The sequence below is a fragment of the Kitasatospora sp. NPDC004240 genome (assembly GCF_053603215.1).
Map to the genome: position 1 here is coordinate 20,900 of NZ_JBSGFD010000003.1, position 22,984 is coordinate 43,883.

General features: G+C 69.5%; 12 protein-coding genes and 1 pseudogene. 6 read left to right on the top strand and 7 right to left on the bottom strand.

Annotated features, from left to right (window positions below; translation table 11 throughout):
- The first annotated feature begins 105 nt into the window (after positions 1-105).
- Positions 106-429 carry a trypco2 family protein gene (locus tag ACWEQL_RS01420; protein WP_452148073.1) on the top strand — a complete coding sequence of 108 codons (324 nt, stop codon included), beginning with the start codon at positions 106-108 and terminating at the stop codon, positions 427-429.
- A 4-nt stretch (positions 430-433) separates the two neighbouring features.
- The gene (locus ACWEQL_RS01425; protein ID WP_452148074.1) at positions 434-4,654 is read left to right on the top strand and encodes a trypsin-like peptidase domain-containing protein; all 4,221 of its coding nucleotides are present in this window, start codon (positions 434-436) and stop codon (positions 4,652-4,654) included.
- Between the two features lie 1,045 nt (positions 4,655-5,699).
- On the opposite strand, the pseudogene ACWEQL_RS01430 reads toward ACWEQL_RS01425, so the two are convergent.
- The 3 genes and pseudogenes from ACWEQL_RS01430 to ACWEQL_RS01440 all read right to left on the bottom strand — a co-directional run.
- Positions 5,700-6,266: pseudogene (locus ACWEQL_RS01430) on the bottom strand (ATP-binding protein); the annotation flags it as partial.
- A 95-nt stretch (positions 6,267-6,361) separates the two neighbouring features.
- On the bottom strand, positions 6,362-10,006 hold the full coding sequence (locus tag ACWEQL_RS01435; RefSeq protein WP_452148075.1) for a WGR and DUF4132 domain-containing protein: 3,645 nt from the start codon (positions 10,004-10,006) through the stop codon (positions 6,362-6,364).
- A gap of 224 nt (positions 10,007-10,230) precedes the next feature.
- Positions 10,231-10,380, bottom strand: a complete 150-nt coding sequence (locus tag ACWEQL_RS01440; RefSeq protein WP_452148076.1) for a hypothetical protein — start codon at positions 10,378-10,380, stop codon at positions 10,231-10,233.
- A 110-nt stretch (positions 10,381-10,490) separates the two neighbouring features.
- Here ACWEQL_RS01440 and ACWEQL_RS01445 point away from each other — a divergent pair, with 110 nt between their 5' ends.
- Complete coding sequence (locus ACWEQL_RS01445; RefSeq protein WP_452148077.1) at positions 10,491-11,216, top strand: SMI1/KNR4 family protein; 726 nt, start codon at positions 10,491-10,493, stop codon at positions 11,214-11,216.
- A gap of 31 nt (positions 11,217-11,247) precedes the next feature.
- Here ACWEQL_RS01445 and ACWEQL_RS01450 read toward each other — a convergent pair whose 3' ends face one another.
- The 4 genes from ACWEQL_RS01450 to ACWEQL_RS01465 form a co-directional block, all read right to left on the bottom strand.
- Positions 11,248-11,646 carry a hypothetical protein gene (locus tag ACWEQL_RS01450; protein ID WP_452148078.1) on the bottom strand — a complete coding sequence of 133 codons (399 nt, stop codon included), beginning with the start codon at positions 11,644-11,646 and terminating at the stop codon, positions 11,248-11,250.
- Positions 11,643-12,491, bottom strand: coding sequence for an IS5 family transposase (locus ACWEQL_RS01455; protein WP_452148079.1), 849 nt, complete (start codon positions 12,489-12,491; stop codon positions 11,643-11,645). The genes ACWEQL_RS01450 and ACWEQL_RS01455 overlap by 4 nt, the downstream gene beginning before the upstream one ends.
- A gap of 329 nt (positions 12,492-12,820) precedes the next feature.
- Positions 12,821-14,278, bottom strand: coding sequence for a UvrD-helicase domain-containing protein (locus ACWEQL_RS01460; RefSeq protein ID WP_452148080.1), 1,458 nt, complete (start codon positions 14,276-14,278; stop codon positions 12,821-12,823).
- A 7-nt stretch (positions 14,279-14,285) separates the two neighbouring features.
- Positions 14,286-16,283 (bottom strand): AAA family ATPase, encoded by a 1,998-nt coding sequence (locus ACWEQL_RS01465; RefSeq protein WP_452148081.1) that lies wholly within the window; start codon positions 16,281-16,283, stop codon positions 14,286-14,288.
- Positions 16,284-17,006: 723 nt separating this feature from the next.
- On the opposite strand from ACWEQL_RS01465, the gene ACWEQL_RS01470 reads away from it, so the two are divergent.
- The 3 genes from ACWEQL_RS01470 (at position 17,007) to ACWEQL_RS01480 (ending at position 22,975) form a co-directional block, all read left to right on the top strand.
- Complete coding sequence (locus tag ACWEQL_RS01470; RefSeq protein ID WP_452148082.1) at positions 17,007-20,489, top strand: hypothetical protein; 3,483 nt, start codon at positions 17,007-17,009, stop codon at positions 20,487-20,489.
- 288 nt (positions 20,490-20,777) lie between these two features.
- On the top strand, positions 20,778-22,181 hold the full coding sequence (locus ACWEQL_RS01475) for a hypothetical protein (RefSeq protein ID WP_452148083.1): 1,404 nt from the start codon (positions 20,778-20,780) through the stop codon (positions 22,179-22,181).
- On the top strand, positions 22,178-22,975 hold the full coding sequence (locus ACWEQL_RS01480; protein WP_452148084.1) for a hypothetical protein: 798 nt from the start codon (positions 22,178-22,180) through the stop codon (positions 22,973-22,975). Before ACWEQL_RS01475 ends, ACWEQL_RS01480 begins: the two co-directional genes overlap by 4 nt.
- Positions 22,976-22,984: the final 9 nt, after the last annotated feature.

A 22,984-nucleotide genomic window follows, 5' to 3' on the forward strand; every position in this document is an offset into this window, starting at 1 on the left:
AGCACCACCGATGACGCGCCACGGGGGCACTCCGCAGGCCCGCAGCGCCCTCGGTAGGATCCCCTTAGCGGCATCGGTAGCAGTGCAGATGAACGAGGGGGATACGTGATCGAGTTGGCCGAGATGATCGCAGCACTGCGGGGCGAGCTCAATGCCGCGATCGCGGGCGGCGACGGGCAGGCGGTGCGCTTTGAGCTCGGCACGATCGAGATCGAGGCGACCGTGGCCGTGGAGAAGGCGGCTGGCGCTAACGGCAAGGTCCGCTTCTGGGTTGCCGAGGCAGGCGCCGACGGCAAGCTGACGCACACCCGGACCCAGAAGATCACCCTCACCTTGCAGCCCGCCCTGGTCTCCGGCGGCGCCCCGGCCCCAGGCGGCGTCCGGGTTCCGGTGATGATCTCCGGCGCTGAGGTGGATCGGGAGCGCTAGGTAGATGACGGGGCTTCAAGTCGAGCGGGTCGCCGAGGTCATCGTTGAGCTCACCGGTGGTGCTCGTCGGCGCGGCTCGGGATACTTGGTTGCCCCTAGAAAGGTCCTCACGGCCGCGCACGTTGTCGTGGACGCCACCTGCGTCGAGGTGCGGTTCGACGCCGACCGCCCCGACGAGCGGACGATTGAGGCACGGACGGTCTTCGCCCACTGGGGCATCGACCTCGCCGTACTGACACTCGCGGAACCCGGCGGCGACGGCACGGTGTCCTACGGCCGGGTCGGCGAGCACGACGCACCCCTGTACTGCAGCGCGGCGGGCTTCCCCCGCTTCAAGCTCCGCAGGGACCCCGACGGCACCGGCTACCGCGACCTGGAACACGTCCAGGCGATCTGCTCCCCACTCGCCAACCGCCGCGAAGGCACCCTCGACCTACGGGTGGCAGCCCCCGCCGCCACCCCGGACGGCTCCCCCTGGGAGGGCATGTCCGGGGCCGCCGTCCTCAGCAACGGGCTCCTCGTCGGGATCGTCCGCGAGCACCACCTGAGCGACGGCCGAGGGCGGCTCGCCGCCAGCCGGGTGGACCGCTGGGTCGAACACCTCGGTGCGAGTGAACTCGACGCCCTGTCCGGGCTCCTGGGCGCCGCGATCGACCCCCTCCAGCTGCCTGACGCGAGCCACGCGGCCGTGGCGGGTCGACCCGCCGCCGGCCTGCGCGCCCTGCTCCACGACCTGGTCCCGGACCGACTCGACGACCGGGCCGCCGAACTCGCCGAACTCGTCGACTTCTGCGCCGGCGCCGAACCGTACCGCTGGCTTCAAGGACCGCCTTGGTCCGGCAAGACCACGCTCGCCGCCTGGTTCGCGCTGTACCCGCCGCCAGGCGTCGTCCCGGTCTGCTTCTTCGTCACCTCTCGGCAAGTTGGCCAGACTGACAGCGCCGACTTTACCGAGCAGATGATCCGTCAACTCACGCCACTCACCGGTCAGAATGCCGATCCGGGTAGCGCGCCGGTCGACCGCGACTGGCAGCGCCGGCAGCTACTCCGCGACGCGGCGGCGCGCCTGGCTCGCGACGGCGCCACCCTTCTGCTGGTCGTTGACGGTCTCGACGAGGACCGGTCCGCGCGGTCCAGCATCGCCGCACTGCTCCCAGAGCGCCCGCCTGCGAACGTCCGCGTTCTGGTAACCAGTCGCTCCAGCCCCGGCCTTCCCTCCGACGTCCCCGGCGGCCACCCACTGCGGCACTGCCCAGTCACCCGGCTCGTCGCCACCGCCTCCGCCCTCGGCGTCGAGCACGACGCGCGCCACGAACTCGGCCAGGCGCTGGCAGGCGACACCGTGGACCGCGAGATCCTCGGTCTGCTGACCGCCGCCCGCGGCACCCTGACCATCGCCGACCTGCGCGAGCTGACGGGGCGTGAGCAGTTCGTGGTGCGCGCGCGGCTGGACAGCCCGTTCGGCCGGATCCTGCGCGAACGCGGCGAGCGGGCCGGGGACTCCTTCGTGCGCGGATACATGTTCGCGCACGAGACGCTGTTCGCCGCTGCCCTCGACACCTTCGGGCCGGACCTCGAGCCCTACCGCGAGCGGATCCACGCCTGGGCCGAGCGCTACCGCGCCGCAGGCTGGCCGCCGCAGAGCCCCTGGTATCTGCTGCGCCAGTACGGCCGCTTGGCTGTCAGCGAGCAGGACGCGCCGCTGGCCACCGACCTCGCCACCGACCCACGCCGCCACGACCGGCTGCGCGCGGTGACCGGCAGCGACCAGCCAGCTCTTGCGGAGATCGCCGCGGTGCGGCAGCTGATTGGCCGCCAGGTCACGCCGGACCTGGTGAGGCTGGCCGCTCTCGCCGCCGCTCACGGGCTGGTGTCCCGTCGCAACAGCGCGACGCCACCCGAGGTGCCCGTGATGGTCGCTCGCCTGGGGCAGCCGCGCCGTGCGGAGGGTCTGGCGCGCAGCATGACCGGTCCGGGGCGGCTGGACGCACTGGTCGGTGTGGCGCAGGTGCTGGCCGAGGCCGGCGACGGACGGGTGGGCGAGTTGGTCCGTGAGGTCCAGCGGCTGGCTGCGGACGTGGGGCCCTACGACCCGCCGTCCGAGGCCCTCTACCGGCGCGACCTGCTCGCCGCGGGTGCCGTCGCACTGGCCACCGCGGGCGAGGGAGTGGCGGCCTTCGCGCTCGTGGCGGCGGCGGAGGAGGAGGTGTTCCCGTGGAGCGAGTACGAGTCCGAGGAGGAGGCCGAGCACCTGGTGCCCGGGCTCAAGCTGCGGCGGGGGGATTTCAGAACCGCGCTGTCCCTGACCGCTGTGGCCAAGGCTCTTCGACCGTTCGATCCATGTCTCGCCGAGCAGGCGCTGGCCATCGCCGAGGCCACGCTCGAGGACAAGCCGGTGGTCGCCCGGATCCGCCTCCTGGCGGCCCTGGCCACTGCCCATGCCGAGGCCGATCCGGCGCGCGCCACGCAGCTGACGGAGCGTATCGACCAGGAGGTCGCGCTGGCTCTCGACACAGCGCTCCTTCAGCACAGCCCGTCGTTCGACCTCGCGTGGGCAGCCGACGCTCTCCTCGCGACACATCCGGTGGCCGCCGCCCGACTGGCCCGCGCCGCGGCCGAGCTCGCGACGGCGTCGCTCCAGCCGTCGGACGTGTTCGACAGTGACCGTATGCTGTCCTTCCTGAAGACGCTGATCCGCACCGGTCAGGTCGCCGAAGCCGAAGAACTCGTGGGCCGGATCGCTACCGACGAACTGCTCACCGAGCGGGTTCGCCGGGCGGAGGGAACAGGCTCCTATTCTCTGACGCACTGGCTGGCGCCGATGTGGGCATTGGTCGCCGAAGGCTGGGCTTGGGCGGGTGTGCGAGAGCGAGCCCAGACGGTGGTCAAGAACGCTTTCGCGCCCGGCCAAGCACCAGCGGAGGTCCTCGCCCAGGTCAGCCGAGCCTTCGCAGAATCCGGGGACCTCCGGGAAGCCAGCCGCTGGGCCGAGCTGATCCCGGACCCCAGGCAACGGGCGAGGGCGCTCTGTGCGATGGCGGAGCACACCCTCGTCCAGGACTGGGAGCAGGCGCTGCGACTCGCGGAGGAGGCGCTTCAGGCGTCCTCTCGGACAGCATCCCGCGATCACGACCGGCTGGCCGATCAACGGCAGGCGGCACTGACGGACGCGCTGGCCTCCTGCGGAGACTTCACCGCAGCCCGCCGTGAAGCTCAGTCGATCGCCGGTCCGTTCGAGCGGGCTTGGGCACATGCGGCGGTGGCGGTCCGGCTCCACGAGAGCGGTGACGACTCAGGCGCCGACGAACTCGTCGGCCAGGCCTGGCGAGACCTTGAGGACGACACCAACGGGTCCGGCGGGAGGAAGCGTGCCGAGGCGCTGATGACGGTGGGGGAGGCCCTTGCACACCTCGGGCCGTCGACCCGGCTGACCACGGTCCTGGACCTGTTGGCGGGGGGCGAGCACTGGGCTTCCCGCGGGTTCGTTGCGGCGCTCCGGTCCCACGATCCCGATCGGGCCCGCGCCCTCCTGGACGGCTACGAACACCAGATCGGGGAAGCCGAGGATCCCGGAGTCGAGATCGCCCGCTGCGTCGATTTCCTCGCAACGGTAGGGCGGCTCGACCCGCCGCGAACGCAACGCGTGCTGGACATGCTGTGGCAGGCCGCCGATGACGGTGATCCGATCTTCGGCCTTGCGCTCTGGCGACTGTCCGACCCCTGCTACCTGGCACTGGCCGGTCTGCTCCTGCAGCGCGACTTCCCGCAGCGGGCGCGCCGACTGCAGGAGCACGTCGACGAGTACTTGTCCGGCTGCGGGGCGGACAGCTTCGAGCCGCAGTTGTTCGGGACACTGGCCCTCACCCATGCCGCACACGGGCATTGGGCTCAGGCCGAGGACTGGGTCGAGAAGGTGTGGGAGGCTCCCGAAGACTGGGCCGCCACTAGGTGCGCGCTGGCGGTGACCATCGGTGGGCTCCGCGGGTCGGCGCTGACGACCCCGTTGATGGCCGACGGCTGGCTCAAGCAGGTCCGGTTCTGCATAGAGGCGTTCGCACCCCTGTCCCCGGTGGACGACACCTGCCTGGCCCGCGCCCGGAGCCTGCTGACGGACGTAATGCTCAGCGACCACTGGCACCATGCCCTGCCCGCCCTAGTCGATCTGGTCCCCGAGGCAGTCCTGGCTGTCCGCGACGTCGTCCTTGACCACCGCAGCCGGGCCTGAGAAGAGCGGTGCGCACGTCGCCCAGACCATGAAGGATCTCCGGCAGGAGAAGCGCCGAGGCCTGTTCGACTACCTCGGTGGCGATGAGTACTCCGCAGCCCTCGAAGTCCTCGTCTGTGAACGCCGGGCGGGGTCTTCGCCGACCTGGGTGCGAGCCGATCAGGAACGCCGCCGCCAACTGCTGATCGGCCTCCACAGTCTGGCTCTACATGACGCCGGCCATCGAAGGCCGGTACCGACCCTTGAGCTCGAGCATCGGCGGGACGAGAGTGGGCGGAAATTGGCAAAGTCTCACGGCACAAGCTGTGTACGGACTGCTGAGGCTCCGGCTCGGCTGTCCGATCCGATGTCGCCAGGCACCTCGTCGCGATGGCTCAGGCGCACGCGAAGCGCGAGGGCAGGGGTTGCTGGTCATCCGCTCCTGGTCCTCGAACGGCCCGTCGATGGCGAGTGGTTCACTGACTGGGGCCGGCCCTTTGCGTGATCTTCCGCGTGGCCATCCGTCGCTGCAGGCGCTTGACACGAAGGCTGAGCAGGCCGGTCTCGGCAGGGCCGAGATCGGTACGTGGCGCGCCGCGGTCAGTCTCTACGTGCTGCCGTGGCGCGTCGCGGAACAGGAGACGCGTGCCGCTGTGGTCGAGCGTCTCGGGCTGCTGCCTGCTGCCTGCTGCCTGCTGCAGCGGAGGCGGTGGTGCTGGCCTTGCGCAACGCCGTGGCAGAGCACGCTGACGCCAACGCGGCAACCAGCCGGCCAGAGACGGCAGGGCTGAGCCGAACGGGCATCGGCCGAATCGTGACGGAGGTCGCGGAGACCATCGACCGCACTTCGCTGGAGGAGGCGCTAGCCGAGGGGCTCTGTGAGCCGGTGGACTTCGACCGGCCGCTGCAGTCGGCCGGATTCTACGAAGGTGTCGATGTGCAACCCGATCACATCGCCGCCGGGCTGCCCGCGCCGAGACTGGGGCCAACCGGGCAGGTCACGGCAGCGGTGGACCGAGGCCAGAGCGTGCTCGTGACCGGTCCTGCGCCACGTCCGCGCAGTCCTTCGCCGACCGGCGGTGGCGATCACGTTGAAGCCCCGCTCGGCGAAGACCATGCCCTCCGGTCCGTCCAGTTCGGGGATCGCGACCACCCGCTCGGAGAGCAGGGACAGCAGCGAGTCCTGCACCTCCAGCGAGCAGCGGGTGATCTCCTCGAACCTGACCAGCCGGCCCTCGGCCATGCCGCGCAGCATCGGCGCGGGCACCAGCGAACGGGTGGAGGGGCCCTCCGAGACGAGCAGGGCGTAGTTCCACGAGTGCTTGATCTGGTCCTCGGTGGTCGCCACACCGCCCTGCACGGTCAGCCGGTACGTGCCGCTGACCGCCGCCGCGATCAGCTCCGACAGCAGGGACTTCGCGGTGCCCGGCTCACCGACCAGCAGCAGGCCGCGGTTGGTGGCCAGGGTCACCAACGCGCGCTCGACCAGGGCCGGGTCGCCGACGACCTTGCGGGCGATGCCGGCCGTCCCGTCGCCGACGATGAACCGGCGGGCCGCGCGCAGGCTCGGCTCTCAGCTCGGCGGGTGGTGGTCGCGGTCCTCGGCGCGCAGCGCGGCCGGCTCCTCGGCGATTCAGACCTCGGCGGGCGGTCGCCGGCGATCCTCCTCGGGGGTGGTCGTGGTCACGGCAGCCAATCCCACGTGGTCGTCGGAGAGGTGGCGAGGGGTCACAGCGTGGTCAGTTCGGTGAGGTCGGCGATCACCTCGGAGGCGATCACCGGGTCGAGCTCGGCGAAGGTCGGGAAGGTGCGGTTGTGGGTCCAGTAGTCGCCCGGGCGCCTGTCGAGCCACACCGTTTCCAGCCGCTGCTCGGGGTAGGAGTCGAACATGCCGACGGCGATGCCCTCCTCCGGGGCGATCACCACGTAGAGATCGGGCCCGACCCGGCGGGACAGCCAGCGCTCGACGCCGTTGTCCTCGGCCTCGCCGCGCCGCCAGCCGAGCCGTTCCATGCCGACCAGCCGGACGGTGGGCAGCACCGGACCGTTCTCGAAGCGGGTCAGGCGGTGGCCGGCCCGCTCCTCGTCGGTCAGCGCGTACACCGGGCGGCCGAGCTGATGGAACGGCTGCAGGATCTCGTAGTCGGCGAACAGCTCCGACCAGTCGGCGAGGCCGTCGTCGAGCAGGAGCGGGTGCGCCAGCCGGACGGAGGCCGTGGCCGGCAGCGCGAACGCCTCGTCCCGGACGTCCGCCAGGGTGCGGTCCTCGGCGACGCGGAACGCCGTCACCGTGCCGGCCGTCTCGGACAGCCACACCAGGCGGCGCACCAGGTGCCACAGCAGCGGATGCCCGACGAAGAGCTGGTCGAACTCCTGCGCCGTCCACGAGCGTCGGGTGACCATCGCCTCCTCCAGGCGGCGGATCTGGTCCCCCGCCACCGTGCGGACGTCCTTCTTGAGCGCGGCGAAGCGCTTGCGCTCGGCAGGCGCCAGCTCGGCGTCGTCCCGCGCCCCCGGGGCGGGCAGGTCCTTGCGGCGGGCGCCGTCCGCGTCCAGCACGTACGGCTTGAGCTGCTCGTCGAAGCCGACCGTGAACGTCCGGGTGCCGTAGTCGATGACGGTGGTCCCATCAGCGTCCAGCCCGAAGTCCGGAACCAGGCGGTCTGACAGCTGATCCCCGGTCAGGCCGAGACCGGCCGCCACCTCGGAGATCTTCTCCTGGGCCCGGGTCTTGAGCGCCTTGAACTTCACTCGCTGTGCGATGCCGTGCAGGTGCAGCAGGGCCACGTCGGTGCCGATGACGGCCAGCACCTCCAGGCCGTCCACCGCCCGGTGGTGCGCCCCCTCGCCCGGCCAGGCGCGGAGCACCGGCGTCAGTCGGCGGACCGTATCGTCGTCACCGAACCGGCCGAGCGCGTGCAGTGCCCAGCCGTCCTGGGCCGGCATGCCGGCCAGCCGCCACTGCTCGAACACCGCCCAGCAGAACTCCGTCAACGACCGCGGCTCGCACAGCAGGGCCACCTCGTCGAGGCCCGGGTAGAACGCCTTGGGCGCGGACAGCGCGAGCATGGTGAGTACGTGCCGCACCGCGTCGGCGGGCAGGGCGCCCTCGCCGCCGCGCAGCAGCAGTTGCGGCAGCATCACCGGTTCCGTCCAGTCGCAGGGCGGGGACAGCTTCGCCGGGAGCGCGGTCACCAGCGGGTCGGCCGACAGCAGTGCACCCACGGCCTCCTCCGCCTTCGGCCCGTACTCGGCGGCCACCACGCGCACCGCCGCCGCGCCGTGTGCCTCGGCGATCACCCGCAGGGCCTGCTCGGCGCCGTGCCGGGCCGTCCCGGCCTTCCCGAGCGCGGAGGGCACCAGCAGCCGGGCCGCGTCCATTCCGTGCCGGGTGAACCAGGAACGCGCGGTGCTCCTAGCCGACTTGAGGCGCACCAGCCAGTCCGCCATGGCCTCGGCCACCCGGGCGTCCAGGTACGGAAGCAGCAGGGGCGCGTGCGTGGCAGGGTTCCCCATCGCTGCGGCCCGGATCGGTTCGACGGCGTCCGTCCCGAAGCGGGCGGCGACCCGGCGCAGGGAGTCCCCGGAGTGCCAGATGCGCTCACCGGCGCGCCACTGCGCGAGCAGGGGCCGGGCCAACTCCTCGTCGCCGTACGCGAACAGTGCGAGCTCGGCGTGCTGTCCGCCGCGCAGCCGCGCGTCGTGGGGTTGCCCGATCCTGGCCCGGATCGTGGCCGCGATCCGCTGCCAGTCGTCGTCAGACCAGCTCGTGTACCAGGACTCGGAGGTCGCCGCCCACGTCTCGCGCTCACCCGGCAGCCACCGCATCTGCGGTTCCCGAGGCGCGCTGAGGCCGGTCAACACGCGGGGCTTGCCGGCGGAGCGCGGCCGCGTCCACGGCGGGCTGGTGAACAGCTCCGGCAGCGAGTCGGGGCCGACCTCCGGCACCCGCTCGCCGAGGTCGGTGAGCGGCTCAACCAGGGCCGCCTGCTCCGGCGTCAGCTCCGGCAGCAGTTCGAGCGCGGTCGCGCGGTGGACGGCGACGTGGCCGGTGAGGAGCTGCCGGGCGAGCTGCTGCGCGGCCGGGTCGGTGGAGGCCGCCGCGGCCTCGGCGAGCAGGCGCAGGGCACGCCGGGGGAAGCGGCGCAGACCGGCCATGAGGGCGGCGCGGGTGGACTTGATGCCGTCCTGCTGGGCCAGTAGCCCCCGGAAGCCCTCGTCGGAGGGGAGCTCGGCGAGCGCGTCCAGGATCCGCTTCTTGCCGTCCTTGTGGTGGTAGCTGGTGGTCAGGTCGTGCAGCATCACCGGTGCTGCGTCGCCGCCGAGGCCCTCCGCCACGGTCGCGATGATCTCGGTGGACCAACCGTCATAGCCCAGGCTCGGCAGCGGGGGGAGCTTCTCCAACGGTTCCGCCGAGGAGAGCGAGCACAGCAACATCGACCACTCGACGGCGGCCAGACGGGAGCTCGACGCGACGCACTCCTCGACCCAGGCGGTCTCGGACGGCACCAGGTACGCCGCCACCACCAGGCGGGTCAGGCTGTTGCGGCAGCCCGCCAGGGCCTCGACCGCCGCGCGGTGGGTCTCCTCGTCGCAGGCCGCCAGCAGCGACCGGACCCGGTCCGCGGCGGGACGGTACCCGCCGTGCCTCTGGTCGGCCCCGCGCCGGACGCGGGGGTGGACGGACCTCTGGTGGATCCAGTCGGTCTCGACAGCCGTCGTGAACAGCTCGACGGTCGCCCTGGCCGCGAACGGCAGGCCGAACTCCGCCACCCAGGCGTCCACGGCCACGCGGACCCCGTTGTTGCTGCGGTACGAGAACACGGAGGCGAGCACCGCCGCACCGAGCGGGTCCCGGCTGCCGGACTGGTGGGCGCGGGCGGCCGCGACCAGCTCCGGGTCACTGCGCTCCGAGGTGAGCGCCTGCTCCAGCCAGTCACCCATCTGCCGTAGCCCGTCGCGGTACGAGGTCACCGGCTCCTTCCCCAGCGCGGACGGCTTCCGGGGAATGCCGCCCCGGCGCGGGATCAGGGCCCGACGCCAGGCGTCCGGCATGACGAAGACGTCCTCGTCCTCGGGACCGGCGGCCTCGGCCGTGGGCGCGGACACGCCGGGCTGCGCCAAGGGCACAGGATCCGCCGCCGCACCCGGCTCCGTACCCGCCCCCGCACCGATCTCGCGGTAGCCCTTGCGCTCCTTCTCGGCGATCACCTTGGCGAAGTGCGCCTGCGCCTCCTCCACGGTCGGGAACGCCTTGACCTGCTCCCGCCCGTTCGTACCGGACCGCCCGTACCGCACGGTCACCGCGACACCGTCGACCGCGGCCTCCCAGAACTTGTCCGAGCCGCCCTCGACGAACTCCCAGCGCCGCACAGCCCCGCCCCTCTCCTCGCACTGATGATCAGGAGGCGAACGTTAGCGAGTCCCACCGACAAGTCCCCGGCCGACCACCCCCGCACTCACCTTCCGCCGAAGTCACCGTGTGCCGGCGCCTCGTGCCTCAGCGAGCGACGTACACGCCCTGAACGTATCGCCGGCGTCGATCAGTGACTGAAGCCACGTCTCGGCGTCGTCCTCCCGCGCGTCGGGGGCGTGGCTCAGGTAGAGGGCGTGGAACGCGGCCCGTACGCCGGGGCCATACGGGCGCCATCGCCGCAGACGTAGACCTGGGCCCCGGCTTCGAGCAGGGACCAGACCTCCTCGCCCTCCGCCGCGATGCGGTCCTGGACGAAGTGTGCGCCCGTCACCTAGGGGTCGAAGTAGGGAGGCAGGGGCTCGCAGGGAGCTCCTGAGACCCTTGATCACTCCCGTTATGAGAGGGCGGTTCGTGAGCCTTTGAGTGTTCTGTCGTCGCCTGATGGTGTGGGTGCGGGCGGAATCCGATGGCCCGCGGCCGGTGGCCCGATGGGGTTGCCCGCTTCGCTCCCACCCGTTCCGGCTCCGTCTTCACTGTCGGAGAGAACTCGTAGGCTGGTCAGCACACCAAACGACCGGAGGTTCTGTGTCCAGCCACCCTGGCGTACGCGCGCTGTCAGGCCTGCTCGCGCCATGCAGGCAAAGCAGCGAAGGAGCCCCTCATGATGTGGCCGGAGTAGCAGAAGCTGAACGGCGGCTCGGGATACGGCTGCCCTCGGACTACATCGCCTTCATAGAGACCTACGGAGCTGGCGGGATTGGCGGAGACCCGCTGTGGATACCCCCGCCATACCGCGCATCCGGAGGCGACAGTGTGGTCGACATGGCCGAACTCTTCTGGGAACAGGCCCCCGAGTTCTACTCCCGTTGGCTACCTGCCGAAGTAAGTGCCGACATGCTGCTGCGGTGGGGCTTCATAGAGGATGGCACTCACCTGTTCTGGCTGATGACAGGCAACGACAGTGACGCCTGGCCCATCGCCGACCTCTACGAGGACGGCGGCCCCCTCACCGTCCACGAAGACGGGTTCGCCGCCTACGTGCGACGCTGGTGCACCCCTGCCGCCGGCCTCACCGAGGAAGCGATGCAATTCATACATTGGCGCGAATACAACCACCTCATGGACCAGGGCCTCAACCCCTCTACAGGTCTCCCCTGGGCTATCTGAACGGGATTGCTGCGTCGCGAAATTCGGCTGGCTACTGCTTCCTGGTGAAGCTGCCGGTGTCGGCCTCGGTGAGGATGTCGAGCTTGACCAGGCGTTTCAGCTTGGCGCGGGTGCCTTCGATGTTCTTCGGCAGCGGATCGTGGTCGAGGGCCTCGCAGACGTCGGGGGCCCGTAACGGTCCGGTGGCCTCGTTGAAGGCGGCGAGGATGCCGCGGTAGTCCGGGTGCTCGGGCAGGTCCGGCGGGGCGGCCGGGAGCCGGTCCGCGAGTGCGGTGACGGTCTTCCGTGTGATCGCGAGGTGTTCGAGGTGGATCTCGGCCTCCCGCAGCCGGCCTTGCAGTTCATCGATCTGCGTGCGGAGGTCGTCGGCCAGGGCCTGGGCGGCGTGTTCTTGGATGTCGAGTGCGTCGAGCAGGGGCTGGAGGTTCACGCCGTCACCGCTTGGAGTTCGCGCCAGGTGGGCGTGCTCGCGCCGGTGAGGCGCCGGGCCATCACCTGGGTCATCGCCCAGTGGACGCGGGAAGCGGAGGAAGACGGGCGGTGCTCGTAGTCGCGGACCAGGCCCCGGTGCAGTATCAGGATCCCGTAGGTCTGCTCGACCCTCCAGCGTTTCGGCTGCGGGACGAACCCCGTCTGGTGCGGGTTGCGTTCGACGATCTCGACGTCGATGCCCAGGGTGGCACCGTACGCGACGACCTGCTTCTTGAAGCCCTGATCGACCAGGGCCTTCTCGACGGTGCCGCCGGTGTTCTCGGCGACCTGCTCCAGCAGGGCGATGCCCGCGGCGTTGTCGTGCGTGTTCGCGGCCAGGACGACGACGGCGATGACCAGGCCCAGCACGTCCACGGCCAGGCCCCGCTTACGGCCCGGCACCCGCTTCGCCGGCTCCCGTCCGGTCGTGGAAGCGGGCACCCCGGCGGCCACGTGGACACTCTGCGTGTCCAGCACCACCAGGGTCGGGTCCTCTAATCGGCGGGCCCGCTCACGGACCTGGCAGCGCAGGACTTCATGGATGACCTGGTCGGTTCCGTCGTCCCGCCACGCGGCGAAGTAGTAGTACGTCGCGCTCTTCGGCGGTAGATCGTGCGGGAGGTAGGCCCACTGGCAGCCGGTCCTGCTCTGGTAGAGGATCGCGTTCACGATCTCCCGCATCGCATAGGAACCCTGGTGGCCGCTCACCGAGCGATGGCGGTCCTTCCACACTGTGAGCACCGGCTCGATCAACGACCACTGCTCGTCCGACAAGTCGCTCGGGTACGGCTTGCGTTCACTCACCCCACCACCCCAACAGACCACCGGCCCCGAGCGGGTGGACTCCGCCCCAGCCCACACCATCAGGTGACAACAGAACCGGTTAAATACTCACGAACCTCCCTCTGAAGACTGGGCCAGCGCCCGATGTCGAGTGGCGCTATTGTCATCCTCACGGCCTGCCTGTATCTCGCCGCAGCGATTGGCTGACCCCACACGTGCACGGAGGAGATCGCCATTCGCATCCACCTCGCAGATTCCGGCTGTTCCCAGCGCGGGCGGACGGGCTGGCTGAAGCTGCCGCTATGACTCCCGTGCCGGACCGTGAGTAGCAGGGAGGTTCCTCGTGCGAGTCATACGCCGAGGGTTCGATGGCGCGCCCGTGTGAGTGCCACGTACAGCTTGCGGTGGTCCTCGTTGTCGTGGTCCAGGCCGCTGTGTAGGGCCCGCGCGTCGCTTTGGTCGAGACTCACCGCGACGGTATCCCATTCACGGCCCTTTGCCTGATGGGTGGTCAGGCCCAGGATAAGCTGCCCGGATGGGTGGGAGAGGCGTGCGCGGAGGTGCCGGAGGCGGTCGATGTGGTCGGGATGCCTACGGGGCATTGTCACCAACGACTCGCTGGCGATCGCAGCTGTGAGGCTCTTGAGCACGGCGGGGAGGTCATCGGTACTGGCGAGGGCGGAGAGTACATTGTCCAAGCGTGGTTCCAGACGGGCGCGCGCTCTGTCGTCAAGTCGAAGCGTGGCAGCGGCGTCGCTGGCGTAGGTGGCGCGTTCACCGAAGGCGCTGCGGGTGAGTTGATTGAGCAGCAGAGTGGAGGCGGCCTCCTGGGGGTTGCCGCTGGCGGAGCGGAAGGCTAGGGGTAGCACGCGAGAATCGGTGTCCCACAGAGGCTTCCACTGGCGAGCGAGGACGGCATCTACGCCGTCCAGCGCCCCGCCAGGCACGGCGGTGGAGGCACCCTGGCGCAGCCTGGTGGCTAGGCGCCCCTGCTCGGGGGTGCGCCACCGGAAAGAGGCGGTCAACTCTAGGGCGGTCAGACCGGCTGTCTGGATGAGGATGGGGACCAGGTCGGGGCGCGCTCCGCGGAAACCGTACAGCGCCTGCCAGGGGTCGCCGACGACGGTGATGTGCAGGCCAGCGCGGGCGGCGAGTTCGACCACGGCCAGGTCCAGGCTGTTGGCGTCGAAGATCTCGTCGACAATCAGGGCTCGCGTTGTTTTGGCGAAGTAGTCGACCAGGCGGTCGGCCACTTCCGGGATACCAAGGGCCAGTTCGAGGATGGTGCGCACGTTGCCGTGGGTGCACCGGCCCTGGTGGACGGCGGTGTCGAAGTCTTCTTGAGTGAGGTGGTTACCACGGCTCGGCCGGTAGGTGTATGCGGTGACGACGTGGTCGCTGTCCAGTTCCACGACCGGTTCGCGGGTGGTGTAGCGGGTGACGTAGTGAGCCTTCCAGGTGTCCAGGACCTCTAAGTCGGTATGGCCCGAGGGCCAGTACAGCGTCTTGCTACGTAGGAGGTGGGCAAGCAGGTCGTAGATGATGGTATCGAGGGTGACGATGCGGTGCGGGGGGTTGATTGCGGCTCGGCCCCAGGTAGCGAGGACCCGGGCGCGCAGTTCCGAGGTTGCGGAGCGAGTGAAACTGACCGCGACCACGGCGCGTGGGTCACCTGTGACAGTGAAGCGCTGCCCGCCGAAGCGGTATGCGGACACGGTGGTCTTGCCAGAGCCGGGGGCGGCTTCGATGTAGATGCGCGGCAACGGCGTACCTGCGGCGATGAGCTGTTCGTGGGTCAGCGCGTCCACGCCCGCGTCAGCCACGGCGGTCGCCCAGCTCGTGGGGGCCGCCACGCGGTGGGGTCTGCCAGAAGTTGTCCGGGGGCATCCGGATGTCGCCCCCGAAGTCCGTGCCCTTGGGCGGAGTGTTGTCGCCCGCAGCCGGCGGCGTGTCCTGCGGGGCTGGGGGTGCTGGGTACAGGAAATCGAACATTGCATGAAGGTGCTCCGGGACTGCCGGGGGTGTCGCGCTGGAGTTGGCATCGGCCAACTGCTGGGCGAGCGCGAGGGCGAACTCCGCCTTGCGCTTGGCCCCGGCGCCGGCGGGGGTGGCGGGGATGTCGCCATTGGCTTTGCGGGCGCTGCGGAACAGGGCGTTGACGGTCTCGGGGGTGAGCTGGTCGGGCGTGGGGATGCCGATGTCGTCCAGGGCTGCGGCGATCAGCTTCTCATTGCCGTTGGTGATGGCCGGCTCAAGAGTGGGGTGGCTGATGAAGGCCGCAGCGACGTCGGGGTCGTGCGCGTTGATCCAGTCCGGAGAGGTGGGGGTGGCGTCGAAGGCCTTGTCGCTGTCGCGCAGGACGGCGAGCTTGGTGCAAAGTTCCTCGCCGCGGGTCGCCAGCAGCCGCACGGCCCAAGGACCGACCTTGGTGCCCATAGCGACGATGCTCAGCGCGTCGACGAAGGCCTGTTTGTCCAGGTCCGGTCCAGCCCACGCCTTAGCGAACTCGCGCAGGACCGCCACCTCGGTGACGCCTTCGACCAGCACGAGGCGTTCCGCAAACAGGGCCGCGGACCGGCTGGTGTCCAGGTGGAGCCGGGCCATCCGCAGTGTCTTGTCGCGCTCGACCATCTGCAATGTGGCGATGGAGCGGCAGACCCGGCGTCCCTCCGCAGTCCGGCGCAGCACGACGATCTCCTCGGGGCGGGCGGAGGTGATGACGTCGGTGGCGTGGCTGGACAGCACAATCTGCAGTTCGGGCCGCTGTGTTGTGACATTGCGCAGGTAGCGGACCAGGGCATGCTGCAGCTGCGGATGCAGATGAGCCTCGGGCTCCTCGATGACCACGGTGGCGTGGAAGGGGTCTGGGGGGAAGAAGGAGTCCTCGGCGGAGTCTGCCTCGGCCTTGGCCTGGACGAGCCGGGCGCGGGCCTGGCGGGCGGCGGCCTCCTGGGCCGCCGGGTCGGTGGCGTCCTCAGGTTCGGCGGACGCGGTGTCAGTATTGGGGGCGCCGGTGGCGCGCTTCGCCGGGTCCGGGATCGCAGCCAGGGTCACGGCGATATGCAGGAGGTTGACGTATCCCAGCCCGGAGACCTCCAGCGGGCGGGCGTGGCCGCGACCCTCGATCACGGCGAGCATGAGTTCGAGAACACGCGCCAGGTAGGTGTCGTCGACGACCTGACCGCGTACGTAGGGCCACTGGTGGCTGACGCCGGCCGACAGCGCTGAGAGGTGCGCGCCTATACGTTCCTCGACGGCCGCGATGATGCCGTCCTTGGCAAGGTCCTCCAGCAGGTGCGAGGCGCGGGCACGCAGCGGTACCAGGCTCCGGCTGCCGTCCAGGCGCTCCTGCTGGGCGCGCAGCAGTTCGATGAGTATCCGCACTTCGCGTCGCGCGAGTTCGTCCAGCGGGTTTCGCCAGGCGGGCAGGTAGAGAAGTTTGAACGGGTCGAGCTTGTCGAGCGGTCCTTGGATCTGTTTGGTCTGCGCACTGACAGTACCGAGGCTTCGGCTCAGGGAGGAACTCCACCGCTGTGTAACGCTACCGGGCGACCCGTTATGTATGTGGTGCAGTTGCCGCCCGAGGGCGCCTTCGGCGGTCAGGTCGTCGGCCAGGGTGTACTCGACATTGATCTCACGCTCGCCACCGCCGAGCGTGGTCGCACTCATACGCGGAAGGAAGGGGAAGCGGCTGGGGTGGGCCAGGTAGAGTGCGTCGGTCAGTGTGGTCTTCCCTGCACCGTTCGCGCCGATCAGCACGCTGAAGCGGCCGGGCAGTTCACAGTCGATCTCCGAGTCGGCGCTGGCGCGCATCCCCCTGACTCTCACCCGGCTCAGATACACGCGGGGCGCTCCTCTCCTTGTAGACCCAGCAGTCTGTCCTATCATCATGGGCCGTACTGACAATCAAGATACGAATGCTCGTGCCGAGCGTCGCTCGGCCGTCGAGGGCCGGCTGAGCGGGTTCCGCCAAGGCGAAGCGGGCGTCCAGCCCCTTGCGTTCGAGCATGGCCCGCAACGGGCAGGTGGCGGTGGGACCGCTGATCTGTCCGCGCCGATGCCCGGGCAGGGGCGCTCCCGCTCACTGCCCGGGCATCCCCGGGTACGGCGCATGACCGGAGCAGCGTCGGGGGAGAGGACGAAGTCAGTGCGTACGGGTCCACCACTGGACCACTACCAGGACGATGGAGCCGCTTGAGCCAGCCAGGCTGAGGACGGCGCGGCGTACGGCTTCGCTCCATGCTGACGGGCGGTGGAAGGGGTGGGCCCGGGCCCGGGCGCGGGTACGGGCTTGGGGCGGTCGGCGGTGATCATCCACGGCGGAACTCCTCTGACAACGTACGGAGATGACTTGCCGGGCCCGGCGTGGGGTCAACAGTGCCGTCGATCGGGTGGATGTCCGGATGGTTCCGGGCGGAACGGGTGTGACCGCGTACTACGCTGCTGGTCAGCGAGCAGGTTAGACGGGTGCGTTCCCGCCCGTTCCGGGCGGGAACGAGCCGGGCGGGCGGGGTTTTGGAAAGGGGGCCAGCTGTCGTGGGATCGCAGCGCCAGCAGTTGTACGACCGGTTGAGGGGGCTGCGCGAGCGGGCGGAATCGGCCCGACGCGCGGCGGGGGAACAGGGCACCCAGACCGATGCGCAGAGTTGCGTGCGACGCTCGCGCAGGCCGGGCGCCGAACGGTTCTCAGGCAAGCGGATCAGCGACTGGGCACCGAAGACGTCCGACGGCTTCAACGTTCCCCAGTCCGGCACGGACGATCAGGTGCTGGCGCTGATCTCCGTGTGGTCACAGTGGGCCGGTGAGCCGTGGAACGAGCGCAACTGGCGCGACCACCTGGAACGCGCCCGTGACGAACAGGTGCAGGGGCGGCGCGACCAGCTTCAGGGCTCGACCTCCACGCAGGATGATCCGTCGCCGGCGTTTCAGGGTGCAACGGTGGAACAGCTCCAACCCTCCGCTCTGGAGATCCACGGAGCCGCGGTTCCCGTCTCAGCAGTCGGGACCTACCCGTGGTTGACCCCCTACCTCCCTCGCGAGCACGACGCAGTACTGCGCCAGGTGATGGCCCCGACACTCGACGGTGGCCCCTCGGTGCTGGTGATGCTGACCGGCGGTTCTTCCACGGGCAAGACGCGTGCTCTCTACGAGGCGCTCGGCGACCTCGCTCCCAATAGGCCGCTCCTGCGCCCGTCGACGGCAGCCGATCTGCTCGCGATCGCGGAGAGAAGGCTGATCACAGCCGGGGCGGTGCTGTGGCTCAACGAGACCCAGCGCTTCCTAGACGGCGACGAGGGAGAGGCAGCTGCGGCCCGTCTGCGAGTACTCCTCGAACAGCAGCCCGGCATCGTGGCACTTGGAACGATGTGGCGGCAACCTCACTGGGAGAAGCTCGTTCAGCAAGGTCTGCCGGGAGACCCGCACGGCCAGGCTAGGGCACTTCTCAAGGGCGGATCCATTCGGCGGATCCAGGTCCCGGGCGAGTTGTCGAAGCGAGACCAGGAACGCTGGAGCGACCTTGCTCAGCGACATGGTGACCTGAGGATGACTCATGCGCTGAGGGCCGGAGCTGCCGATGGTCTCGTGGTCCAGCACCTCAGCGGCGGACCGGAGCTTCTGGATGCATACCTGCAAGGTCCTGATGCCACCTTCAGTCACCAGGATCACGCACTGGTCACCGCCGCGCTCGACGCCCGGCGCCTTGGCCACCACATGCCCCTTCCCGCTGGTCTGCTCAGGGACGCGGCAGACGGAGCCCTAACCGCCCGACAGCGAAGCTCCGACCCGCACTGGGGCCTCCGCGCCCTTCACACGCTGAGCACCGGCGAACGGGCAGACGGCAGCCGCATCGACGTGCGTGCCCCCCTTACCCCGCTCGTCGCCCTACGTGCCCGGTCGGGAGCCGCCGCCCTCTTCACGCCAGCCGACTTCCTCGACCAGCACACCCGGGCCGCACGCGTCGAGCAACTCGGTACGCGATCGCTCTGGGCGGCCCTGGCCGCCCACACGACCCACCCCGACGACCTCGACCGCCTCTTCGAGGCCGCATGGCGACGCGGACTGTACAAGCAGGCCATCGCGCTGGGACGAAAGGCCGTTTTGGCCGGGCGATCGCGGGTGCCGGCCACCCTGGCCCTTCGGCTCGACGGCCCGCTCGATCCTGATCGACGCGGCGCTCTGTGGATCGCGATGCATGCGGACACCGAAAACGTGGGAGGCGTACGAGAGCTGCTGGTCGCGCTCCGGCGGACGTCTACGGAGGCCTTCGACCTGCTGGCCAGCCGGGCCGTCAGCCATACCGACACGGGGAACGTCAAGGCAGTAGCGGAGCTCGTCTCGGTGCTCCGGATGGTCGAAGCCTGGCCCGCCATGGATGAACTGGCCGAACGATGCGGAACCGACGCCGGGCTCGTCAGCGACCCGGGGATCCTCGGGAAACTTGTCGAGGAACTGAAGGACGCGAGCCGTGCGGTGACGGCAGAAAGGCTCGCAAACCACGCCGCCGCACATGCCGACCTCACCGACCTGCAGGCTGCCGGTGATCTGCTGCGGTCCGCGAGGACCGTCGGCGCGGATGGGGCCGCCGCCGTCCTGGCCGATCGCCTTGCCGCACACGCGCGCCTGGTCGACCCCGCGCTCCTCCCACACCTGCTGCGGGACCTCTGGGACGCTGGCGAAGAACGGGCCGCCAGGGAACTGCTGGCACGCGATCCAGGCGGACATGTCGACATCACGGACACCCCCGCTCTGGTCGCCCTCCTGGACGTGCTCTACGCCATGGGGGCGGTCCAGCAGCTCGCGGCACTGCTTGGCCGTGATCCGGTCACTCGCGCAGACCTAGGCGATCCGGCTTCCGTGGAAGGCCTGTGGACGGTCCTCCGAAAGGTCGGGGCGGAGCCGGCCCTGGCCATACTGGCCCGGCGCTCGGCCGAAGAGGTCGACATCAACGACGTCGTCGCCGTCACCCGCCTCCTCTCCGAACTGTGCGAAACCCCCTCGAAGCCCGGGTTGGACGTCCTCCTGGCGCGCTCTCCCGCCGCGCACGTCGACCTCGCCGCAAGCGACGACCCCTACGAGGTCGACGACCTGCTGAGGACGTTGAAGCGGGCCGGGGCGATGGCGGACGTCGACACCCTGGCACGACGGATGGTCGCTGACGCCGACCTCGAAGACCCGGACGAGGTCAGCTGCGTCTCGGCGACGCTGCGCGAGGTCGGCGCAGAGCGCGCTCACGACGCCTTGGTCGACAGAGTCGTCGGCGTCCTGCAGACGAACGGCCCCTTCTACCAGCTGTTGAACCTGAAGAACATCGGCTCGAAGCAGACCATCGACAGGGTCGCCCTCCACGTGGCCGCCCACGCGGACCTCTCCGACCCGGAGGCTGCCTACCTGCCCACCATGTTGTGGGACCTCGACGCCCAGGACGCTTTGCACATCCTGCTGGCCCGAGGGCCGGCCGACCACGTCGAACTCGACGGGCCCGATGCCGTCGAGCGCGTCTCCGAGCTGATGAGAGTCCTCGATGCGCTCGGGCACACGGACGCGGCCCACACGCTCGCCAACCGGGCCTGCGAACGACTGGACCCGACAGAGGCCTTTCCTGTAGCCGAGGCCTTGAGCGTGATGCGTGAGATCGGCGCTGAGCCGGCCGCCCATGCACTGGCCCGCCGTGCCGCCCGGCAATCCGACCTGCGCTGGGCGTTCGGCACCGCGAGCCTGCTCGACGAAATGGATGATCTCGACGCGGACGAAGCAGTCCAGGACCTGCTTCGGCGCGACCCGGCACACCAGGCCGAGCTCAACGTCAATCACCACCACGAAGAGTGGTCGACCGTGAAGTCACTGCACGAGACCCTGAGGTATTTGGGGACCGACGCTGCCGCGGACGTCCTCGAACGCCGGGCTTCGAACGCAGGCCTCGCGCCCCCCAACAGTTGGTCGGTCTACGGCCGCGAGACCGACGGACTGCCCGCGGCTCCCTGGACGTGGGACGACATCGCCCCCCAAGGCGAGGGGTGAGCCTTCTGCGGCACCGGTCACGATCCCGGAGCGGACCCGCGCGGGCTTCCGCTGGCGAGGCGTGGGCGCCCTTTTCTAGCCACGGGATGCCTGTTTCAGGTCCGGGATTCGCCGAACGACCGGCAGCTTGTTGGTGCCAGGGGCTACCGTCTGAGCGTGGCTGCTGGACAGGCGCTCTTGGATAATGGGTTCGCGCACCGCATGAAGGCGTTGGCGTGCACTGCACCTCTACATGATCTCGATGGGCGGAAGTCGGCAGTTCAGGCTGCTGACTTTACGGTCTATCAGATGAGCGAGCTGGCTCTGCACGCGATCGATCTTGTAACCCTCGCGATGGACTTCGATGCTGGCGCTTCCCCGGAGCGCGTCGTTGCAGACTTGTCGACATTCGCGGCCAGGCAGGTCCCGGAGCGCCCGACGGGCGAACACGCGCGGGTCGCTCGATGGGTGCTTGAGAACCTGATCAATGTCGGCTCGGCCGACCGTGGCTTTCGTGCCGTCTACGGCCTGACCGGAGCGGATGGCCACTACGAACGTCGAGACTTCGACTTCAAGCTGCTGGAGGAGGTCCCGGGGGCAGACGGTGACATCTACTTGCGGGCCTCAAACGAGGCAGTCAACGTCCTCGTCGGCGCGCTCGAGATCGACATCGAGTCCGCGCAGATTGCGGCGGACATACGCCTGGAAACGTTGATTCGCCGCGGTCGGCTGTCCGACGCGCAGGCTGCTGCGCAGGCCGCTCGCTATCGCACGATCCAGTACGGCGAGATGCTGCGCCAGCGGCTCGAGGCAACCAGCCGCGACGTCCGCTCTGTGGACTGGCTGGCCAGCATGCCGGACTTCATCGCAGAGGCACTGGAACACATCGAGGCGCGATACAAAGCCGAGAACGCCGTCTTGGTGAACATCACAGATGTGCGCGACACTGCTGAAACTCCCCTGCGAAAGCAGCAAGCCGCAGCGCTGGTAGAGATTGTGCGTGACTGCCTCCGACGCCATGAGCAACTCCAGGCCGGACTGCAGAACGCTGGGCGGCGGTTCCGAGCAGAGCAGGACCGCCAGACGTTCGCGCCGCAGTCCACACGGGCTGACATCGATCTGCACGCCCAGTTGCTCCAGCCTGTCCTGGCATTGCCGGTACACGATGCCGACGGCGTGTTGAGCACGTTCTTCACCCGCGAGGCCGGCCTGACGATACCGCTGGCGCTACGCCTGGTCGACCTCTTCACCGCATTGGTGACACCACCGATCGAGCGGGAACTGCTGGGCGGGGAGATCGAGGAGCCGGAACTGTCCGACGAGCCGGAGCCTCCGGCCTTTCCGGATGAGTGCTATGACCATCTGGAGGGAATCCTGGACCTGGACCCGGAGGCGCCGCGGCGTCTGTCCGGCCTGCTGGAGGAGGCCCGAGAACTGCACCCAGAACTGCCGCTCCTCCTGGTAGTTCGGGTGCTGGCGCTCGCGGCGCAGGAGATCGGCCCAGCGAGGCGGCACGGCGCAGAATCGGTCCTCATTGCTGTCGACGACGGCACGGTCTTGGAGGACGACGAGTTCGCAGGCACTGACCTACTCGTCGCTCGAGCCGTCCTGGGACCGCCCCGGGATCTGGAGGAGCACTCTCACATGGGCGGAGCCCGGGCAGACGATCCGAGACTCTCCCTCCCCTCGATGCGTGAAAGGGGTGCGGCATGAGTAGTACTGAGACGACCGCTGACGCCAACCGTCTCTTAGCGTTTGGCTTGCGGCCCAAGATGGTTCCATCGCGGGACGAAGAGTACCGGCGACTCGTGCAGCGATTCCGTACTGACGACGAGTTCGCGGCCGTGACGGCTGCTGCCGCCAACGGACTGGGTCTGGTCATTCTTGAAGTGACCGAGCGCACTGGGATCGTGGCCGCGTCGCTGGACGACAGCGTCTTTGCTGTCCGGATGGGCGAATATGCGCGCCGAACCGGTGGCGAGGGCAAGGCACATGAGCGAGTCCTGCACGCACTGGCGCACTTGGGCGCCGCTACGCTGGCCTTCCCTCGTCCAGCCGACCTTGCCGACGATTCATACCTGGGACGAGTCACGGTCGAAGGCGTCGAAGCATTCGTGCGCGAGGCGGCGAACCGGCTCGCGGAGAAAGCAGTTGAAGAGGGCGAGAACACCGACCCCTCCAGTGGCCGCCCAGGGCTGGAGGCGGTGTGGCGAGTCTACGTGCGCCGGGCCCGTACCGGGGCAACCGGAGACAGGCGCAAGCTGTACAGCTCGACGACCGGCATCGTCGGAAAGGCGCTCACCTTTCTGGCAGATCAAGGCCTTCTGGTCCGCACCGGAGATGACCGTGGAGGCACCTACCGGACCACTCCGCGCTATCGGGCACAAGTGCGGGAGGCTGGCGCGGTCATGTTCGGTGAGTTGCTGGAACTGGGTATCACTGAAGTCACCGACGGAACAGGAAGCTTGGCTGTCGAGTGGGCTCCTGAAGACGTAACGAGGCTGTGAGAGGGCGCT

What these genes read in the sequence shown, in the direction of transcription:
- ACWEQL_RS01465 (WP_452148081.1), bottom strand. Translation starts at nt 16,283, where the DNA reads ATGCGCGCCAGCGCCGACTCGGAGATCGACTGTGAACTGCCCGGCCGC.
- ACWEQL_RS01425 (WP_452148074.1), top strand. Translation starts at nt 434, where the DNA reads ATGACGGGGCTTCAAGTCGAGCGGGTCGCCGAGGTCATCGTTGAGCTC.
- ACWEQL_RS01445 (WP_452148077.1), top strand. Translation starts at nt 10,491, where the DNA reads ATGGTGTGGGTGCGGGCGGAATCCGATGGCCCGCGGCCGGTGGCCCGA.
- ACWEQL_RS01480 (WP_452148084.1), top strand. Translation starts at nt 22,178, where the DNA reads ATGAGTAGTACTGAGACGACCGCTGACGCCAACCGTCTCTTAGCGTTT.
- ACWEQL_RS01475 (WP_452148083.1), top strand. Translation starts at nt 20,778, where the DNA reads ATGAGCGAGCTGGCTCTGCACGCGATCGATCTTGTAACCCTCGCGATG.